Origin of the sequence: Lentibacillus jeotgali (assembly GCF_000224785.1) — a bacterium.
GTDB lineage: Bacteria > Bacillota > Bacilli > Bacillales > Amphibacillaceae > Lentibacillus > Lentibacillus jeotgali.
Window position 1 is genome coordinate 292,738 of the sequence record NZ_AGAV01000015.1, and the last position, 16,077, is coordinate 308,814.

The following is a 16,077-nucleotide window of genomic DNA, read 5'->3' on the forward strand; positions in this document are numbered from 1 at the left end:
CTTTCTCAGGATAAGACGTTTATAACCCGCTTGATTCTTCCATCCTGTATTAAAAGTCTTTGGTTTAAAATCGGCATCATCTCGTATACAATATTAATAGTTAAAAAGATGCCAGAAGGTAGGGTAATTGTGTTTTGAAACAAATCCGTGATCTTAATATACAAAAAATGTTTTCAACCGCCGTCTACCAACGCGGCTGGCAATATTATCAAAAAGGTCTGGTAAGTGATCTGACCTATGATAAAAATTTTAAAATCTGGTCTGCATCCGTTCAAGGGACTGAGAAATATTTTGTGGAAGTCAACACATCCGAATTGGCCAATGGCTCGATGGATGTGTATTGTGATTGTCCGGCTTATTCCACATTCGGACCCTGCAAGCATATTGCAGCCGTTTTAATTAAAATCAGCAATAGCAATGTTGATAATCCGATTAAAATGTCGCGGGATTATCGTATGACCGATTGGCTGATGAACTCTATTTCATCGCTCGCCACATATCAGCCGGCTTCCGAAATCACGTTGCAAAAAGTGCCGCTGCATGTCGAGTATTACTGCAGATGGAATTATGAACATAATTTGCTTCTTGAGCTGAAAGTCGGTGAAAATCGTCCCCTCGTCGTCAAAAACGTACAGGATTTTCTGGATGCCGTCCTTTCTGGGGATGAGCATTACTTTACCAAGACGTTCACATATAATCCGGAAATCCATTACTTTCATGAACAGGATATGGAAATTCTCGAAACACTTTATTCCATTTTGAACAATGAAAAAGTTTATGTTGACCGGAATATTTACCGGTTTATGGATGCTCCCGAGCGTGCAGTGATCATTCCGCCATTAACTGCCAGAGAATTGCTTCTGAAGCTGACTGAACGTGACTTCACCGTAAAAGCGCCGGAGGGAAACTATCAAAACATTGCGATTGCCGAGGATGAGCTGCCGTTTCAATTTGACATTTCCAAAACCGAGGAAGGCGAGCTGTCCCTGCTAATGGATGATATTGAAGCTGTGACATATTTTGAACGCTATAATATATTATTTTCGCATGGCACATTCTATTTTCCGTCTAAAGAACAGATACCGGTCATTGCCCAGCTCACATACGCCGGTAAGCAAAGCGACCGGTTGCCGATAGCCAAGGACAAAGCTGATGACTTTATTTCACAGGTAGTTCCGTCGCTCAAAAAAGTCGGCGATGTGCAAATATCTGAAAACATAGCTGATGAAATCATCCAATTTCCGCTGAAAGCCAAATTATATCTCGAATTGCAGGACAATTGGCTTGCCGGAAAATTGTCCTACCACTACGGCAGTCATGAGTTTGATCCGTTTAATGGACGGGAGCGGGATGATGACGCTATTATTATCCGCGATGTCGAAAAAGAACAGCAGATAATGAACCTAATTGAGCATGCGAACTTCCATTACAACGGCAAAGAGCTGTATATTGAAGTCGATGACGATACGTTGTATGACTTTCTGTTTAGTGTGCTGCCGGTGCTTGACAAATACCTTGAATTGTATATGACTGATGAGATCCGCCGGTTTTTTGTTGATACACAGGCTTCACCGAGCACAAGTGTCCAGCTGGAATCGTCGTCCAACTTGCTAGATATCGGCTTCAATATCGAGGGGGTTGATGATGAAGAAGTGGACCAGGTGCTCAATGCCGTCATGGAAAAAAAGCGTTATTATCGCCTTCAGGATGGTGCGTTCCTTTCATTGGAAGGGGAGGAGTTCGCCTCTGTGCAGCAGCTGTTTGATGATTTGGATATCGGGCATGCGGACTTGCAGGATGGGAATGTGCAAATGCCAGTTTACCGCGGTACCCAGATAGATGAGTTGATTGATACGAAAAAGCAGTATGACCCGGCATTTCAGAAGTTGCTCCATCAATTGCGGTCGCCCGAAGAACAGGTCTATCCGCTTCCGGAAAATTTGAATGCTGAGCTGCGGAATTATCAGCTGACCGGCTACCAGTGGTTCAAATCATTGAGCCATTACCATCTTGGCGGTATTCTTGCCGATGACATGGGACTCGGAAAGACTGTGCAAAGCATTGCCTATATCCTGTCAGAACCGGGAGACATGCCCCATTTGATTGTCGCGCCATCCTCGGTGTTATACAACTGGAAAAATGAATGTGAAAAATTCGCACCTGATCTAGAGGTGGCCGTCATGACGGGAGCACCTGCTGAGCGGGCGAAAATGATCGAGGAAAATGGCGGCAAGGATGTCTGGATCACATCCTATGCAACATTAAGACAGGATATCGAATTATATCAGGAAAAAACGTTCCAGACACTGATACTTGATGAAGCACAATATATTAAAAACTATGCAACCAAGACATCCAAGGCCATTCGTCAAGTCAGGGCAGGCAGACGTTTTGCCCTAAGCGGCACCCCGATTGAAAATTCAATTGACGAACTGTGGGCGATTTTTCAGGTGATTTTGCCCGGGCTGATGCCGAGCCAGCGCAAGTTTAAGCAGCTGGAGCATGAAAAAGTCGCATCGATGACCAGACCGTTTATCTTACGCCGGGTAAAAGGAGATGTCTTGAAAGAACTGCCTGAAAAGATTGAGTCAGTCCATGTATCCGAGCTGACGAAGGATCAAAAAGATCTTTATGTAGGATATTGGCGTCAGCTGCAGCAGGAAGCGGCCCAATCGATGAAAGAAAGCGGCTTCCAGCAGAACCGGATGAAAATCCTGGCCGGGCTGACACGTCTGCGCCAGATTTGTTGTCACCCATCCGTGTTCCTGGAAAATTATGAAGGTGAATCCGGCAAGCTCAACCAGTTGATGGATACGGTCAGAAACGCGGTGGCAAACGGTAAACGCATGCTTATTTTCTCCCAGTTTACAAGCATGCACGAGATCATAATGGAGAAATTGCAGGAAGAAGGCATTGATTATTTTTATCTACATGGCCAAACCGGGTCCGAAGAACGCGTTCAAATGAGTGAGCGGTTTAATGATGGTGAAAAGAGTGTATTCCTTGTTTCCTTAAAAGCGGGTGGAACCGGTCTGAACTTAACCGGCGCGGATACGGTCATCCTATATGATTTATGGTGGAATCCTGCCGTTGAAGACCAGGCGACAGGACGCGCGCACCGGTTTGGGCAGAAAAATGTCGTTCAAGTCATCCGTCTTGTCACAGAAGGAACGATTGAAGAAAAAATATACGACCTGCAGCAGAAAAAGCGAGAGCTCATTGATCAGGTCATCCAACCTGGAGAAACGATGCTGTCAAGCCTGAGTGAGGAAGATGTCCGCGAGCTATTGAACCTATAGCAGATAACACAAATTTTACAAAATTGTAAATTAGTTTTATAATAAGAATACGTGGCGGATCGAGGGAGTGATTCATATGAAATATTTATTTAGAGGAACCGCCAAATTCATCGTATCCAACATTGCCGTTATCTTTACAATAATGTTACTGCCAGTATTTCTCATTACCGATTCAGTACCAATCTATGAAGAAATAATGAATTACTTATTTAACAACAAATCGTGAAAAAACCGGGTATGCGTGTGACGTGCATACCCGGTTTTTTCATGGGTTGTGTCTTAGTGTGGATCCGCAGCGTCAAGATTTAACAAAATAGATACTATCATAACAATGACTTGTAACACATATAATAATCTAAATTTTTTTAAAACTTGAATTAACTGCGGATTAAAGGTAAAATACAAAGGTAAACCGTTTTCATGTTGGTTTGACCAAAAATTCAAAGGGGGTATCATCTTGAGAAAGCGAATTTTTTCTTCATTTATTTTGTTCTTTGCCATTGGAATCATATTAAGTGCCTGTGGTGAAAGCGGTCAGGGAAGTAATGGCGGAAGCGGCAGTTCCGGTGATTCAGCTGAACCAGTGACGAATTTGACCATGGGGACCGGAAGTGTCGGTGGTGTTTACTATCCACTTGGCGGTGAAATGGCCAATCTTTTTACAGATAATATTGACGTAGAAGGGTTTGACGTAAGTTCAGTCGAATCTGGCGCATCCGTTGAAAATATCGCAAAAATTCAATCAGGAGACTATCAGCTGGGGATCGCACAAAATACAACTCTGATTAACGCTGTCAATCAAAAAGGCGAATTTGAAGGAAAAACCACTGACAAAGTCGGGGTTATTGGCTCACTTTATCCTGAAGCGCTTCAGGTAGTTACACTTGAGTCAACAGGGATCGAATCTATTGAAGAATTAAAAGGTAAAAAAGTAGCAATCGGTCCTCCGGGCGGTGCTACCCGTGAAGCCGCGGAGTTGGTGCTGAGCGCATATGGAATCGAAGAAGGCGACTTTGACGCATATGAAGAAGGCTTTGGCGATGCAAAAAGTAAATTGCAGAATGGCACAATTGACGCTTCATTTGCAGTTGTAGGTGTGCCATCATCAACAACTGACGAACTAGCTAACGCGACAGATCAAGTGAAATTCCTCGACGTAGAAGGGGATGCTTTACAGCAAGTAGTGGATAACAGCCAATATGAAGCTTATACGGTTGAACCTGGTACTTACGAATGGCAGAAGGAACCTGCAGAAACAATTACCGCAATGGCACTTCTGCTCGGGTCAACTGAACAGGTAAGTGAAGATCTTGCATATCAAATAACAAAAACATTGTATGAAAAATCAGGTGATATGACGATCGAACAGGCGTCACTAATAACGCAGGACAATGCAATGACTGGTGTTGGAGATTTGCCTCTGCACCCTGGTACTGAAAAGTATTTTAAAGAAGTCGGTATTATTGAATAGGGAGAGCCGGGCATACACTGTCCGGTTTTTCTCACGAGGACACAGCATATAACTTGAAATCGGCGGACCGACCGATTTCTGCTATTCCGGCCTCTGGCATCTAACCTCAGGGAATACGAGGTGAAGTTAAATAATTCTTATAGTGTGTGTTCAAAAAGGAGGATAACAAGCCAATGACGAAATTCGATGTGTCATTGTTACCGGACTTTTTGAACAACCTCTTATAGAACAGCAGACGAAGAGAATGGAGGGAAACCGGTGGCTGAACAGCATACAAATGAAATCGACAAACATGAACTAATGGCAAAATATGATAAAGAGAGTAATTTTCGAACCAATCTGGGACCGTGGGGATGGCTTACACTTGCAATCGGAGTTGCTTTAACCATTTTTCAGCTTTATACGGCCTATTATGGCGCTAAAGTTTCCATGGTTCAGGGAGCAATTCACCTTGGTGCGGGATTGAGTCTTGTGTATTTGTTTTACCCGATAAAATCCACCATGGCTAAAAATAAAGGTGTTCCCTGGTATGATGCTCTGTTGGCGCTGGCAGCATTATTTACAAATTTCTATATTGTTTATAATTACGACCATCTAGTCAACGAGGCTATTATTTTTGGGTTTACAGCATTTGATCAAATTGTAGCTACTGCTGGGGTCTTGATCCTGCTTGAGGCAACTAGACGTGTTGTTGGTGTTCCAATTGTCATAATAGCAATTATTGCGTTACTTTATGGCTTGTTTGGCAATTATATTCCGGTAATTGGACATGCTGGCTATGATTGGCCTTCGCTGGCCACGGAGATGTTTTTCAGTTCAAGCGGTATTTTTGGTATTCCGATTCAAATTTCATCCACTTATATTTATCTATTCCTGTTTTTTGGGGTTATTCTGGTTAAAACAAATATTGGGCAATTTTTTAATGATATTGCATTAAGACTGACAGGAAAGTATACCGGTGGAACGGCAAAAGCTGCCGTTGCAGCAAGCGGGCTGCAGGGGATGGTCAGCGGCTCATCCGTTGCAAACACGGTAGGATCGGGTTCATTTACGATTCCGATGATGAAAAATGCGGGCTTCAAGCCTCATTTCGCCGCTGCGTCAGAGGCAGCGGCTTCGACAGGCGGGCAAATAATGCCGCCAATCATGGGTGCTGCCGCTTTTATTATGGCATCATATACAGGTGTTCCGTATAGTGAAATTATCGTTATTGCACTTATCCCGGCGGTGCTGTATTTCTCCGGGGTCTTTATGGGAACACATTTTGAAGCAAGAAAGCAGGGAATTCTAGGACTGACAGTTGACCAACTTCCTAAATTGAAAAATCTAGTAAAGCGGCTTGATTTGTTTGCGCCGCTCGTTATCATCATTGGTTTCCTTCTGGCGGGGTACACACCAACTTTTGCGGCGCTATTCGCCATCTTTGTCGCATTTATCATCAGCTTCTTCAGAAAAGAAACGCGTATGTCGCTGAAACAAATTATAAAATTGCTTGAAGAAGGGGCCAGAACAGCGTTGCCCGTCATTGCTGCCTGTGCGACGGCAGGTATTATTGCAGGTACTGTTACGACAACAGGACTGGGTCCAAAAATTGCCGGCGGGATTATCGATTTGGCACAGGGACAATTCTTCCTTGTCATGGTTTTCACGATGTTTGCCTGTATCATTCTGGGTATGGGACTTCCGACTACTGCCAACTATGTTGTAACTGCAACGATGGCGGCACCGGCGTTATTGGCCTTTGATGTACCGGTTATAGCTGTGCATATGTTTGTGTTTTATTTTGGCATTGTTGCTGATATTACACCTCCTGTCTGTCTGGCAGCATATGCCGGTGCAGGTATTGCGGGTGCGAACCCGATGAAAGCTGGCGTAACAGCTGTTAAGCTCGCGATTGCGGCATTTATTATACCGTATATGTTTGTTGCACAGCCGATTCTGCTGCTGCAGGGCGATGCAAATGCCTTAAATGTGTCGATTGCTGTAATAACGGCAATGATTGGTATGGCAGCAATCAGCTCAAGCTTGATTGGTTATTACGTTAATTCATTGAATTGGGTCGAACGTATTATCATGGTTATAGCCGGATTACTGCTCGTTTATCCGCATATCATGATCTCGCTGACAGGGCTGGTAATTTTTGCAGTCATTACGGCTATGCAATTTATGCAAAGTAAATCAGATAAGCCAAAACGGCAAGTGTCATAAAAAATGCAGGCGATATTGATTCGCCTGCATTTTTAAGTGGGAAATTGGGTTTGACCTAATTCCTGTGTATTCATTGGTTCAATTTAAACAGTTTTCGCGGTCGTCCTTTAACATAAGGCTTCTCCTCACCGATGATTTTGATGACGTCTCCTGCTATCAGTTTTTTTATGGTGCGTTCAGCGCTGCGTTTTGTTACGCCGTAGTATGCTGCGATATCATTAGATGAAAACGGCTCGTTGTTCCGCACTTCAATGAAATCTATGAAATTGTAGGATAGTTCATTATTTAATTTGGCCTTATGAATCAGTGATCGGTACAGTGCTGACGTGCTGAATTCCTTTTTGACGCCAAGCGGGCCGATCATATCACGGCGTTCATTGATGATGTAACAGGTGCCATCTTCCTTGGCTTCACAGGCCTGCAGCGCGAGCTTTGCATTATCGTCGGCCTGTTTTGCGGTCAATCCGAGGCCAAATCCAATGTCGACTGGAGTGTCTAGGGCGTTTTTCATTTCCTTTAATAATGCAAAGTCACGATAGCTGTTGGTAATGTGATCGAGCATTCCGCGAGTCCCGAACAACACAAACTGGCCATTGCTGATCGATAAGACGGATCCATATGTTTTCTTGGAATAATTCGATAAAATCTGCTGCAATTTTGGGTGTAATTCATTTTTTTCCGATTGAACGGCATCATTATTTTTAATACGCACGTATCCGGTCACAATTTGTGTGCTTCGTGACTGATTGATGCTGGCAATTGATTTGGCTTTTTCAATGGCGCGCATCAGATTTAGTCGGGGGACTGTCATCCCGCTGCATGGTATCCCTTTTGCACGCATAATTTGATTCACCTCGCTTATGGATGTCAGGACATAATCTATTTTTCCTTCCTCCCAGAGCTTTTCATGATAGGCAACAACCCGACCGGCATCAAAGGAGGTATCATCCTCATAATTGTAAGTATGAACCCCCTGATCATCGATACCTGTTTCATGCATAACCTCATCAACATGTCTGCCGTCAGGTACATCAATGGATAATCTGTTTAAATTATGTTCATAAATAGTTTTAACGTGGTAAATGGAAGACAGGATCATATAGGCATCAAAATCCACTTGAACAGCAGGAAGTCTTTTTTTGTCGATTAACTTCTTGGCATATAAATAGGCCAAAGCATCGGCAAATAAATATATATCACACATAACGGCTTTTTCCACCAGTTCCGCTGTTTCGTTAGGATTCGAGTAATCGAATAGAAAAAATTCTATATCTTCCTGGTCTGCAGCATAACTGTAAAATTTGTGCATTATGTCTTTATGGCCAAACACTGCAATCTTGACATTCAATTTCATCACCTCGGTACGATTCAAGGAATTGTCACGCCCGTTAGTTAACGGCATAGTAGGATAATAATTATTATCGTACGGAATTTTCGAAATATTGTCAAGATGTAAAATGGAGGAAAGTCTTTAATCTTTCGGGGTATGGAGCAGAATTTTTTTAAAGTGTGATATGATAGGCGTAACTGTAGACAAGGAGGAATATGGTCATGAATACGTTAATGGACAAGCTTGGAATGGATGTGCCGATTATTCAGGCCGGCATGGCAGGAGGCATCACGACACCTGAGATGGTCGCGTCTGTTGCGAATGCAGGTGCGCTTGGGACAATCGGAGCTGGGTATATGAGTGATACCGCACTAAAGGGAGATGTACAGACAATCAAGCAGCTGACCGATAAGCCATTTGCCGTGAACCTGTTTGCCGTCAATCTGGAGGCATTTTCCGATGATATACAGCCGATGCAGCAATTTCTTAACCGATATCGTGATGAGCTGAAAATTGACGTCGGCGGAGACTCGGTAAAAGTCCATGATTATTTGCAGGAAAAAGTTAATGTTATTCTGGAGGAAAATATTCCGATTGTCAGCACAGCTTTCGGTGTTCTGTCATACATGCTGATCGACCGCTTAAAAGCCAACGATGTCACATTAATCGGTATGGCAACAAATCTGGATGAAGCGAGGCAGCTGGAGGATGCTGGGTATGACGCTATTGTCGCACAGGGAACAGAAGCAGGGGGACATCGCGGAACATTTAATGTGGACAAATATCCAAACGGCTGTCAGACGGGATTGCACGTCTTGGTGCAGGAGCTACTGAACCATATCAGACTACCTGTAATAGCAGCTGGCGGCATACATATGAATTTACAGGTTGAAACGTTATTGAATATGGGTGTTGCAGCCGTTCAGCTCGGCACGCGATTTTTGGTTGCAAAAGAAGCCGGAACGAACACCGCCTACCGTCGTGCTCTTATTAAAGCGGGGACAAATGACACGACGATTACGAAAGTATTTTCCGGCCGCCCGGCACGCGCTATCCGGAATCGGTTCATTGAAGAGGTGGGAGGCAGCGGTGTTGCATTGCAGCCATTTCCTATACAAAATCAAATGACAAAAGATATCCGCTCCGCCGGAAAAGAATTTGCTGCATCCGAAATACAGTCTTTGTGGGCAGGCCAGGGTGTTGGAGCGATTAAAAAGGAAGAGAGTGCAGCAGAAATTGTGCAGTCACTTGTGCAAACTGCAGGCAACCGGTGATTAATGTACGGAATACGCTGATACACCCCGCACAGTAAATGCTTTTGGCCGGCAAAAACAAAAAATCGGCCAAAAGCCGATTTTTTGGTGATTATACTTATACCTTATAATGCTCTTTCACCCGTTCGCGCAGCTCGCGTTTCAAAAATTTGCCGACGGATGTTTTCGGGATTTCATCGAAGAACAGCACATCATCAGGCATCCACCATTTTGCAAATTGTGGCCGAATGAACTCAAGGAGCTCATCTTTTTCTGTATGATAACCTTCATGGAGAACGACACAGGCCACCGGGCGTTCCTGCCACTCGGCGTCCGGCATTGCCACAACACTCGCTTCAAAAACAGCCTCGTGTGCCATGAAGGCATTTTCAATTTCGACCGATGAAATCCATTCACCGCCGCTTTTAATCAAATCTTTTGTGCGGTCGATGATTTGTATATTACCTTCTACATCAACCGTTACCACATCACCGGTATGAAACCAGCCATCATGAAACGCGCTCGAACTTCGGTCATCCTCGTAATATTCGCTGGCTATCCACGGTCCGCGCAGAAGCAGCTCACCCATTTCTTCTCCATTCCAGGCCACTTCACCGTCATCACCTATGACTTTCATTTCGAGGCCAGGGACAAGCGCCCCCTGTTTAGCCCGTTCATCCAACTTCCCTTCTGCGCTCAAATCCTGCTGGTAGCTTTTCAGGCGTGAATACGTTACAAGTGGTGTTGTTTCGGTGGCGCCGTAAGCATGTGCAAATGGAACGCCCAGTTTCTGTTCAAATGCCTGAATCAGCCCTCTTGGCGCAGCGGAACCGCCGCAGAGGACAGCGCGCAAACTTGATGTATCATACTCCCCCTGCTCGAGTTCACGCAGTACACCAAGCCAGATGGTCGGAACACCTGCCGTTATGGTTACTTTAAACCTTTCAATAAACTGAGCAAGCCTTTTTGGAGTGAAACGCGGTCCGGGCATCACTTGTGTCGAACCGAACCAGGTACAGGCAAACGGTGTCCCCCAGGCATTGACATGGAATTGCGGTACAACGGGCATCGAAACATCGGATTCGGAGATGGCAGCTGTGTCGGCGAGTCCAAGTGTATAGCTGTGGAGCACAATGCCGCGGTGGGAATAGACGACACCTTTGGGTTTGCCGGTTGTTGCAGATGTATAGCACATGCCGGCAGGATCATTTTCATCGATATCTGTTTTAAAAGGTTGTTCGGGGTCGCCGGTCTGCAGCAGCGTTTCATATGAGTGGAGCGGTGCCAGGTTCGATTCAGGAAGTTCATCTTTATCGGTCATGACGACAAAGGCTTTAACGGTCTGAAGTTTGTCCTGGACCTTTTCAATCAGCGGAAGAATGTCTTCATCAATAAACAGGATCTGATCCTCGGCGTGGTTAATAATATAAATGATATGCTCGGGTGTCAATCGGATATTAATCGTATGCAGCACGGCGCCCATCCCCGGTGCGGCAAAGTAAATCTCAAGGTGACGATGGTGATTCCAGGCCAATGTCCCGACACGATCCCCTTTTTGTACACCAAGCTGGCTGAGGGCACTCATGAGCCGTCGGGTACGTTGCCCGATTTCGGCGTATGTTAGCCGGCGAAGCTTATCGTGTGTCTGTGAGATGACTTCTTTTCTCGCAAAAAACTGTTCCGCATGTTCCATCATTGGCCCAATGAGAAGCGGCGTTTGCATCATGATACCATCCCCTTTGATTCAATTTTATAGGCTTAGATATATAATATCACATTATTAAAATAATTAAAAAAACTTAATGGATGAACCTCAAAAAGGAACTGCATAACAATCCATGCTACAATGAAATAAGGTTATTACTTACATTAATCGGAGTTATTGTTATGGATGATAAACGAAAAAGCAACATACCGAGGAACAAACAGCATGATTTTACTCAGGGGAGTATTTTTAGGCATTTAATAATATTTTCCGGACCGCTGATGCTGACGAATCTGCTGCAGACATCATATCAGTTTGCCGACAGCCTCTGGGTTGGAAACCTGCTCGGAGCAAATGCACTCGGGGCGGTGGCGATTGCGAGTACGATCATTTTTACAGTTCTATCATTTGTGCTGGGACTTAATAATGCTGCTCTGACTATTCTTTCCCAGCAAAGAGGGAAAGATAATGACTCCGGCTTAAAACGCTATTTGAATGCATTTGTCGTTATTCTGACGATTCTCGCGCTGGTACTGAGTGTAATTGGATTTGTGCTGGCAGAGCAGCTCCTGCGTCTTTTGGGAACGCCGGATAATATGCTTGGGGAAGCTGAAACGTATTTACAAATCAATTTTCTTGGCATCCTCTTTTTGTTCGGCTACAACTTTATCAGCACAGTACTCAGGGCTTTAGGTGACAGCAGGATACCGCTCCGATTCGTCATGGTTGCCGTCCTGCTTAATATCATTCTAAACCCGCTGTTTATTGCCGGACTGGATCTTGGTATCAATGGGGCGGCGTTTGCTACCATTGTGGCGCAGGGTACAGCTTTCTTGTACGGCATCATTCATGTGTTATCCAAAAAACTCGCCCCGTTTAGTGTCCCGACAATCCCCTCAAAGCAAGAGGTGGGTCTGATACTAAATCTGGGTATTCCATCCGGACTGCAAATGGCAGTGATTTCAGCAGGTTCGGCAGCCATTATGAGTGTTGTCACCATTTTTGGCAGCGGTGTTGTAGCAGGTTTCGGGGCAGCCCAGCGTCTGGACAGAATTTTGATGCTGCCCGCACATGCGCTGGGGACAGCTGTGAACAGTATGGCCGGACAAAACATTGGTGTCCAAGATTGGCAGCGGGTGAGGAAGGTCGCCAAATACGGTGTACTTTACAACTTTTCGATTATGCTACTGGTTGGTCTTATTGTGGTATTGTTTGCGGAACATGGCATCCGGCTGTTCATCGAGAATGCTGAAGCGGTGGCATTTGGGACGAAGTATTTGCAGATTGTTGCCTTGTGCTACCCGTTTCTCGGCATCAACTTTATTTTAAACGGTATTGTCAGAGCGTCCGGTGCCATGTATCAGGTACTTGTGTTGAATATCATCTCGTTTTGGGTTCTGCGTTTTCCATTGATTTACGTTTTCTCAAACTGGTTCGGCGACACAGGAATTCCGCTTGGTATGGGCGCAAGTTTCTTGCTAAGCAGCTTTGCGGCATTCATGTATTACCGGTTTGGAAAATGGCATAAGAAGGAATTGTTTTCTAGAGCAACTTAGGAGCGAAAGTCTATGAAACTAGTTATCAGGCTGCTTTTTGCTGGTATAATAGCGGGTACCATTCTGGAAGTAATGTTAAAAGGAATCGACGTTTTTACAGGTAAAAAGGTGTATGCCTTATTATTAAACGTTGATTACATCCCGGTAATGAGGAAGTGGCAGATGACTGAAGTGCAAGCGTTTCTTCTGCACTTGGGCGTCTCAGTCGTGATCGTTTTTGGGCTGTATTTTTTGTTAAAACGCACGCGGAAAATGGTTTTGTGGTTTGCACTTACTACCTTCCTGATAGGCGGGTTCTATTTTCCGCTGCGGCCTTATCAGGGCGGACGCCTAATGTAATAGATATAGAGGCGCTTATGTACTGGCTGTTTGCTCATGCCGTATATGGTGTTTTGGCAGGAATTTTGGTTAATTTCAGGAAAGACAGGGAGATATAATGAAACGAAAAACAAAGCAGGCTATCAAGAAAACAGTACTCATTTCAGCCATTCTGTGCGGGCTGTTTATTGTGCTTTCCATTGTAGCACTGGAAGAACAGCAGCAATCATACAGCCCGGCAAACCTCAGTGAGCAGGTGTTGGATTATCGGCCGGTTGTGGAAAAATATGCAGCGCAATATGATGTTAAAGAACATGTTGATGTTCTGCTGGCAATGATGATGCAGGAATCAGGCGGCCGCGGTGATGATCCAATGCAATCTTCTGAGAGTTATTGCGGGTCCCGCGGCTGTATTGAAGACCCTGAGCTGTCCATCAAACAGGGCGTCCATTATTTTTCCAACACACTGGAAGAAGCCGACGGCGATGTGATGCTGGCAGTCCAGTCGTACAATTTTGGCAAGGGTTTTATTGATTACGTGGAGGCCAAGTCAGGCGAATACACACAAGAAGCGGCGGTTAATTTTTCCCAGGAAATGTATGCTTCCTCTGATAATCAGGCAAAATTCCGCTGTCCGCGGGAGGAAGCCCAAAAAATTAATGCGTGTTACGGGGATATTTATTACGTACGTGATGTAATGGCTTATACGGAGGATGCGTCGGAAAAGTAGTCTTATAAAGTCATAACATGATACGATAAATGTAAATTTAGGAAGGGGAGGCATAATGATGAGAAAAGAAATTCATACGGAAAAAGCACCGGCTGCGCTAGGCCCGTATTCACAGGCAATCGAGGCAGGTGACTTCATTTATGTATCGGGTCAGATTGGCATTAACCCGGAAACAGGCGATGTCGCTGAAGGGATAGAGGCGCAGACTAAGCAGGTCATGCACAATTTGCAGGAAATTTTGACCGAGGCGAAAAGTGACCTGTCCCAAGTGGTCAAATTCACCATTTATATTGACTCCATGGATAACTTCGCGACGGTCAATGAAATTTACGGCAGCTACTTAACAAAGCCATATCCGGCAAGAGCTACGGTTGAAGTCAGCCGACTTCCGAAAAGCGTGCTAATTGAAATGGATGCGGTTGTCTATAAAAAATAATTTCTTGCGGGAAATATGTCACATTATTGCCCCGTCATTAAGCAGAAAACGGGACCGGGGGAGCTCACTGCAATGAACCGCAAATAATACAATTTCCGACAAAATATTTCCCGGGAAATATTTTCGTGAATGAATCTCGAAGAAAAAAGAAGAACTGGGATTATCATTATTGATAAAAAGCCAGTTCTTCTTTTATAGCTTCGCGTATTTTATTTAAACATTCCTCAGGTGTTCTACCGTAAACACGACGATTGTTAACTAGTGCATAAGGCCGGACCCTACACAAGCCGCAAATCGCTAAACATTCATTCATGAGTACGGCAACCTCTGGAAATTCGCTTTCAATAATTTCTTCTATATCCAAAGAAGTGATCGCGTTTCCGTCACAGACTTCGACAACAATTGCGCCCATAGCTATCACTTTCTTTCTAAGTTTAAAATAGTACGATCTTATTTTTAACATATGTCGCCTGATTTATCAACTATGCGGTCTGCATGATTGGGGGGGTACCGGCTGTGGACAGCAGCTTAATATCAACTGCTGTCATTCGATTCAGTTAGAAGATAGCGGATGTGTACGTTTTCGTTTCTTCCCTTCATATTCGTGCTTATACCACGTAACAAGCATGATGGCACCACTTACAATCAAAAGAGCACTGGTCACGAAAAACACTGCAGAGATGCCGAAGAACCCGGACAGCATGCCGCCAAGTGCAGGTCCGATAATATTGCCTAGGAAACGTAAACTTGTGTTGTAGCCAAGCATTTCACCCTGAATGGATAATGGCGCTTCCTGCCTGATATAAGCAATCCGGACCGGGATGATGCCGCCGATTGAAACGCCGAGCAGGAAGCGTAGCACCACCAGCTGCCAGATATTTGTTACAAAGGCTCCCGGAAAATAAACTATACCTGCAATGAACAGCAGAAGAATTAAAATTTTGATGTAGCCGACACGATCGCCAATGCGTCCCCAGCGTCTGGCCATCAATAAGTTACCTAGTCCTGCCGCGGAGAAGGCCATACCGGAGAAGAATGCGATACTGACCGGGCCATGGATTTCCGCTACATATAATGACAAGATAGGCTGTATGCTGAAGTGCGCAATCTGCACAAGCGCCGATATGAGCATGACTGCAAGCAGTACGGGGTGACCGAGAATGTGCAGCAATACCTGTTTGCTCGTATAGGCTGTTTCTTTGTCTTTGCTTTCTTCATTTTTGTATAGAACCTCTCGGATGCCAAGTAGTACAAGCAATCCGGACAGGAAAATGGTAATGGAAACCCATTTGAATGTTGCGGAATAGCCGAACATGTCAGCCAGGACGCCGCCTAATAGCGGCCCCATCAGGTTGCCGGTAACACTGCCGGTCTGCAGCGTACCCAACACACGACCGGCGATTTCTTTTGGTGTCTGCGTCGAAATAAGCGCCTGGGACATTGGAATAAATCCGGTAAATATTCCCATAAACAAGCGCAGGAAAAAGAGCTCCCAGACCGAGTCGGCAAATCCCATTAACAAAACTGATAATCCCATTCCTGCAGCAGATATAATCAATATATTTTTTCGTCCGAATTTATCGCCAATGCGTCCCCAGATTGGCGAAAATAGAAACGCCGTCCCAAACGTGATTCCAAAAATCCACCCTGACCAGTTTTGCACATATGCATCCGAGAAGTTTCCGAATTCCTCAATATACAGTGAAAGAAATGGCAACACCATCGTTAGACTGCCGCCGACGAAGAAATTCGCAAACCACATAATGATTAA

General features: G+C 44.7%; 12 protein-coding genes. 8 read left to right on the forward strand and 4 right to left on the reverse strand.

Annotated features, from left to right (window positions below; translation table 11 throughout):
* The first annotated feature begins 134 nt into the window (after positions 1–134).
* The 3 genes from ON01_RS12910 (at position 135) to ON01_RS12920 (ending at position 6,978) form a co-directional block, all read left to right on the forward strand.
* The gene (locus ON01_RS12910; RefSeq protein WP_010531476.1) at positions 135–3,299 is read left to right on the forward strand and encodes a DEAD/DEAH box helicase; all 3,165 of its coding nucleotides are present in this window, start codon (positions 135–137) and stop codon (positions 3,297–3,299) included.
* A 457-nt stretch (positions 3,300–3,756) separates the two neighbouring features.
* Complete coding sequence (locus tag ON01_RS12915) at positions 3,757–4,770, forward strand: TAXI family TRAP transporter solute-binding subunit (protein ID WP_010531477.1); 1,014 nt, start codon at positions 3,757–3,759, stop codon at positions 4,768–4,770.
* A gap of 300 nt (positions 4,771–5,070) precedes the next feature.
* Positions 5,071–6,978, forward strand: a complete 1,908-nt coding sequence (locus tag ON01_RS12920) for a TRAP transporter permease (RefSeq protein WP_083838395.1) — start codon at positions 5,071–5,073, stop codon at positions 6,976–6,978.
* Positions 6,979–7,048: 70 nt separating this feature from the next.
* Here the strand turns inward: ON01_RS12920 and ON01_RS12925 are convergent, their stop codons facing one another.
* On the reverse strand, positions 7,049–8,332 hold the full coding sequence (locus ON01_RS12925) for a hypothetical protein (RefSeq protein WP_040912524.1): 1,284 nt from the start codon (positions 8,330–8,332) through the stop codon (positions 7,049–7,051).
* A gap of 197 nt (positions 8,333–8,529) precedes the next feature.
* Between ON01_RS12925 and ON01_RS12930 the strand changes: the two genes are divergently transcribed.
* Positions 8,530–9,582, forward strand: a complete 1,053-nt coding sequence (locus ON01_RS12930; protein ID WP_010531480.1) for an NAD(P)H-dependent flavin oxidoreductase — start codon at positions 8,530–8,532, stop codon at positions 9,580–9,582.
* 97 nt (positions 9,583–9,679) lie between these two features.
* On the opposite strand, the gene ON01_RS12935 is transcribed toward ON01_RS12930, so the two are convergent.
* Positions 9,680–11,287 (reverse strand): long-chain fatty acid--CoA ligase, encoded by a 1,608-nt coding sequence (locus tag ON01_RS12935; protein WP_010531481.1) that lies wholly within the window; start codon positions 11,285–11,287, stop codon positions 9,680–9,682.
* A gap of 161 nt (positions 11,288–11,448) precedes the next feature.
* Between ON01_RS12935 and ON01_RS12940 the strand changes: the two genes are divergently transcribed.
* The 4 genes from ON01_RS12940 (at position 11,449) to ON01_RS12955 (ending at position 14,306) form a co-directional block, all read left to right on the forward strand.
* Positions 11,449–12,822 carry an MATE family efflux transporter gene (locus tag ON01_RS12940; RefSeq protein WP_010531482.1) on the forward strand — a complete coding sequence of 458 codons (1,374 nt, stop codon included), beginning with the start codon at positions 11,449–11,451 and terminating at the stop codon, positions 12,820–12,822.
* 12 nt (positions 12,823–12,834) lie between these two features.
* Entirely contained in the window at positions 12,835–13,161 is a 327-nt protein-coding gene (locus ON01_RS12945; RefSeq protein ID WP_010531483.1) for a hypothetical protein, read from the forward strand.
* A 97-nt stretch (positions 13,162–13,258) separates the two neighbouring features.
* Positions 13,259–13,870 (forward strand): lysozyme family protein, encoded by a 612-nt coding sequence (locus ON01_RS12950; protein ID WP_010531484.1) that lies wholly within the window; start codon positions 13,259–13,261, stop codon positions 13,868–13,870.
* A gap of 58 nt (positions 13,871–13,928) precedes the next feature.
* Positions 13,929–14,306 (forward strand): RidA family protein, encoded by a 378-nt coding sequence (locus ON01_RS12955; protein WP_010531485.1) that lies wholly within the window; start codon positions 13,929–13,931, stop codon positions 14,304–14,306.
* Positions 14,307–14,472: 166 nt separating this feature from the next.
* Here the strand turns inward: ON01_RS12955 and ON01_RS12960 are convergent, their stop codons facing one another.
* The gene (locus tag ON01_RS12960) at positions 14,473–14,718 is read right to left on the reverse strand and encodes a YuzB family protein (RefSeq protein ID WP_010531486.1); all 246 of its coding nucleotides are present in this window, start codon (positions 14,716–14,718) and stop codon (positions 14,473–14,475) included.
* Between the two features lie 141 nt (positions 14,719–14,859).
* A complete protein-coding gene (locus tag ON01_RS12965; RefSeq protein WP_010531487.1) occupies positions 14,860–16,068 on the reverse strand; it encodes an MFS transporter in 1,209 nt (402 codons plus the stop codon).
* Positions 16,069–16,077: the final 9 nt, after the last annotated feature.

Bases quoted from the DNA above. Each gene is read 5' to 3' on its own strand.
- ON01_RS12965 (WP_010531487.1), bottom strand. From the start codon at position 16,068: ATGTGGTTTGCGAATTTCTTCGTCGGCGGCAGTCTAACGATGGTGTTG.
- ON01_RS12935 (WP_010531481.1), bottom strand. From the start codon at position 11,287: ATGATGCAAACGCCGCTTCTCATTGGGCCAATGATGGAACATGCGGAA.
- ON01_RS12950 (WP_010531484.1), top strand. From the start codon at position 13,259: ATGAAACGAAAAACAAAGCAGGCTATCAAGAAAACAGTACTCATTTCA.
- ON01_RS12925 (WP_040912524.1), bottom strand. From the start codon at position 8,332: ATGAAATTGAATGTCAAGATTGCAGTGTTTGGCCATAAAGACATAATG.
- ON01_RS12930 (WP_010531480.1), top strand. From the start codon at position 8,530: ATGAATACGTTAATGGACAAGCTTGGAATGGATGTGCCGATTATTCAG.
- ON01_RS12940 (WP_010531482.1), top strand. From the start codon at position 11,449: ATGGATGATAAACGAAAAAGCAACATACCGAGGAACAAACAGCATGAT.
- ON01_RS12945 (WP_010531483.1), top strand. From the start codon at position 12,835: ATGAAACTAGTTATCAGGCTGCTTTTTGCTGGTATAATAGCGGGTACC.
- ON01_RS12955 (WP_010531485.1), top strand. From the start codon at position 13,929: ATGAGAAAAGAAATTCATACGGAAAAAGCACCGGCTGCGCTAGGCCCG.
- ON01_RS12920 (WP_083838395.1), top strand. From the start codon at position 5,071: ATGGCAAAATATGATAAAGAGAGTAATTTTCGAACCAATCTGGGACCG.
- ON01_RS12960 (WP_010531486.1), bottom strand. From the start codon at position 14,718: ATGGGCGCAATTGTTGTCGAAGTCTGTGACGGAAACGCGATCACTTCT.